3 protein-coding genes are annotated in these 3223 nt (G+C 59.3%); all 3 read right to left on the reverse strand.

What is annotated here, in order from left to right; translation table 11 throughout:
- Positions 1 to 210: 210 nt before the first annotated feature.
- Positions 211 to 723, reverse strand: a complete 513-nt coding sequence (locus CZ674_RS07690) for a hypothetical protein (protein ID WP_143244687.1) — start codon at positions 721 to 723, stop codon at positions 211 to 213.
- Positions 720 to 2045 carry a hypothetical protein gene (locus CZ674_RS14010; protein WP_143244688.1) on the reverse strand — a complete coding sequence of 442 codons (1326 nt, stop codon included), beginning with the start codon at positions 2043 to 2045 and terminating at the stop codon, positions 720 to 722. Before CZ674_RS14010 ends, CZ674_RS07690 begins: the two co-directional genes overlap by 4 nt.
- Before the next feature lie 210 nt (positions 2046 to 2255).
- Positions 2256 to 3223, reverse strand: a 968-nt coding sequence (locus CZ674_RS07695; RefSeq protein WP_234988501.1) for an RNA-guided endonuclease InsQ/TnpB family protein, incomplete at its 5' end; no start/stop codon positions are given.

Raw genomic sequence — 3223 nt, forward strand, 5'->3', positions numbered from 1 at the left:
GCAACCGCGGCCTGATCCACAAAGAGACCGTCTACAAAACTTGACACAGCCCAGCTCATGCGGCGTTCTATGGCCCCGGGGCCGTGAAGCCACGAGTCTTGTGACTCGGTTGTTACTGTGCGCGAGGAGCGAGCATGGCCACCGAGCTGGCTACCGCCGAATCTGGGGGCCCGATCGCTATGCTCACCCAATTTCATCGCAACCGTTCAGTCAGCAGACTTCTCCAGTGGGGGCGACTTCCAAGGAGTAGGAAGTCTGCATCATCCTTGTGCGAGGGTCACCAGCCACTTGGTAGATCAGTTGGACCCCCTTGGCACTGCCAATCTGATCGCTGACGTTGCTGAGCCCAACGACGACCACGCGCTCCTCCCCTGCAGCAACCTGGATCGGTTCTGAAAGCACACTTGGACCGAAGTCGTCATACGGATAACCGACCATGTGAGCGTTGGGATCGTCTGGTTGCCTCAGTTCAAGTCCAATCAGCTCCAGTCCTTTTGCGTCGACGAGCTTCGCATCCACGATGCTGAGGCTGTCTGCAGACTGATTGGCCACGTGGCTGAAGCCAATCATGGCTCGCCCTTCTGGATCTGCCGGGGTGCAATTCATGCCCGAGCCGTCTTCGAGGCTAACCAGGGCTCCGGCCCCGGAAAGCTGTGAACACCCACTGAGCATCCCGGCAAAAACTATCACCGACGACAACCGCACACCCTGGCGGAGCATCACGCCTTCACCACAACTACTCCAGGCCCAGCACCTGGGTAACCGTTGGTGCCACAAGCTTTTTTCCCACTGTTGAACGCGAACCGAGCTTGCAGCTTTGAAGAATAGCCGGTTGTGGCGGACAAATTCATACCCAGAACTGAGTACACGCCCGATACCGCCGCCGTCTGAGTTCTGGCTTTCGTGCTGTCCACGATGAGTTTCGATCCGCCTGTGTAGTAGGCACAGTAGTTCGCACTAGGCATACTCATGCCCGAGGCTATGGCACCTCCAACGAACCCGGTGATTCGGGTGACCCACCGATGGCTGCCTGTCGTACCCCATCCGCACTTGTAGATCCCGTAGCTGAACTGAGTCTTCATGACTCGATAGCCAGCATTTGTGTACGTCGGGAATCCAATCGTCGCCGTGGAGGATCTAGATGTCGTTCCACTCCCATTAAAGCTTCCATTCTTGCCTGACAGCGACATTCCGACTGTCACCGCTGTGGATGCTGAAGCACCGTACGTGATTCGCCCAACATAGCCAGAAGTTGTTGATCCAACTGCCCCAACCACCGTCCACTGGTTGCCCAAGTTCTTCGAGAGACTGCAACTATGAAGAGCGTTGGGGTTGAGGACTGGGTCCTCCGCTGCCTGACTCACCGTCCCACCTGGTGCCCCATTCATTTGCAGGGCTAAGTCGATTGTAGATCCGGTCGTCGATGCGACCACCGCCACCGGCACACCGGCGCGGCTACCAGCCGAATAGGATCTCAGAATTTCACGAAGTGATACTCCTGCGTCTCCGACAGTCACATCTGTGGAAACAACGCCTGTACGAGCATCCACATCCAGAGTGGTTGAGAACGCAGCGAGCTCATTATCGCCACTCACGAGTACCTCCACGTCCATCTGCGAAGAACCGTCCGAGCCGGGTAGCGACGGCAAGGTTGAAGCGTCAATTGTTGGGGCCACAGTGAATCGGCCTTTTCCATCCGTGACACCGGAGCCCAAGTCCACAAGTTCGAAAGCACCTTCAGCATCCTCGAATCCCCGGGGCCACCCCACTACGGAGACATCAGCATTCGCTGCGAGTCGGCCAGTAGAGAGGAACGCCGTTCCCGCAAACGTCAAGGATGTAGTTGACACGGTCTCAACGGTTGCGTCAGCGTTCTCCCCGGTAAGCGCAGCGGCGTGGGCCGGTGGGGCCTCGAGCAACCCGCCCGCAACACAGGCCGCAGCAACAAAGGCAACAAGAGCTCTGCTAGAGGTGCGCAATCGACTTAATCTTGGTCGTCGCCACGACTTTTCGATGCCCGCCGTTGGTTCTCTGGTTTCAGTCATGGAGTTCTCCTTTGAACTTTTTTAGAGCCTAGACGATGCTCGGCCGCCAGGTCTACCAACGTTTCGCGAGCTCGGCTCCTCGCCCGGCAGTACCGCCGCGCTCATTGTCAGGCGCCCACGCACCGGCTGACGGAGACCCCTTGCGGTGTCGCTTCTGATTCGTGTTGTAGGCCATGTTGACATCCTCTCCACCCTGAAGGGTGGAGATTCCTACGCCGTCGCGCTCTGGTGAGCGTGATCGGTTCGGTGGGTTCCTGCTTCGTCCGAGTGCGCTCCAGCAAGCTGAAGTCTGACCTCTCGTCCACAGGCCTTTACGCTCTCCGAATGTCCTTCGGCGAGCACGTTGGTTGCGGCGTTGTAGTCCCGGTCCAGCAGGGTGCCGCAAGCGCACTCCCATGCACGGATGTGCAAGGGTTTCTTTCCATCTCTCACTCCGCACACTGCGCAGATTTGAGAGGACGGGAAGTTCCCCGGCACCTGGGCGAAGCCGCGGCCGTGTTCGGTCGCTTTCTCCTCCAGCACCCGCAGGAATTGACCCCATCCCGCATCTGACACTGACTTTGCGAGCCGGGTTTTGACCATGCCGGTAATGCTGAGCGTTTCGACGGCGACCGCTTGGTTCTCGCGGATCAGCCGTGCGGCAAGCTGGTGGGCATGGTCAAGTCTTTGGTGACACACACGGGCATGCGTCCGGGCCACGCGGGTGCGAGCTTTCACCCGGTTCGCTGACCCCTTCTGCTTTCGCGAGAGGGCACGCTGCGCTTTGGCGAGCTTCCGTTCACTCGTGCGCAAGTGGCGTGGGTTGTTGATCTTCTCCCGCGTCCCGTCGGAGTAGACGATCGCGGCATAGTCCGTCAATCCCATGTCCAGGCCGGCGGCCCGACCAGGATGCGCAGGAGCCCGAGGCTCATCCGCAGGCACATCGACCACGAACGAAAGATGAAAGGTACCGTCAGGCTCCCGAATCACGGTCACCGACGACGGGTCAGATGGCAGTGGGCGCGAAAGCACGAATCTCACCCACCCGACTTTTGGGACCCGCAGGTGCGCGACCTCGTGCGTGGTCTGCCGAACCTGGAATCCGGCCTGCTTGGTGAATCTGGCGGTCTGGCGATTGCCGCGCCTGGGCTGTGTCAAGTTTTGTAGACGGTCTCTTTGTGGATCAGGCCGCGGTTGCG

Origin of the sequence: Agrococcus casei LMG 22410 (genome assembly GCF_900163565.1) — a bacterium.
Classification (GTDB): Bacteria; Actinomycetota; Actinomycetes; order Actinomycetales; family Microbacteriaceae; genus Agrococcus; species Agrococcus casei.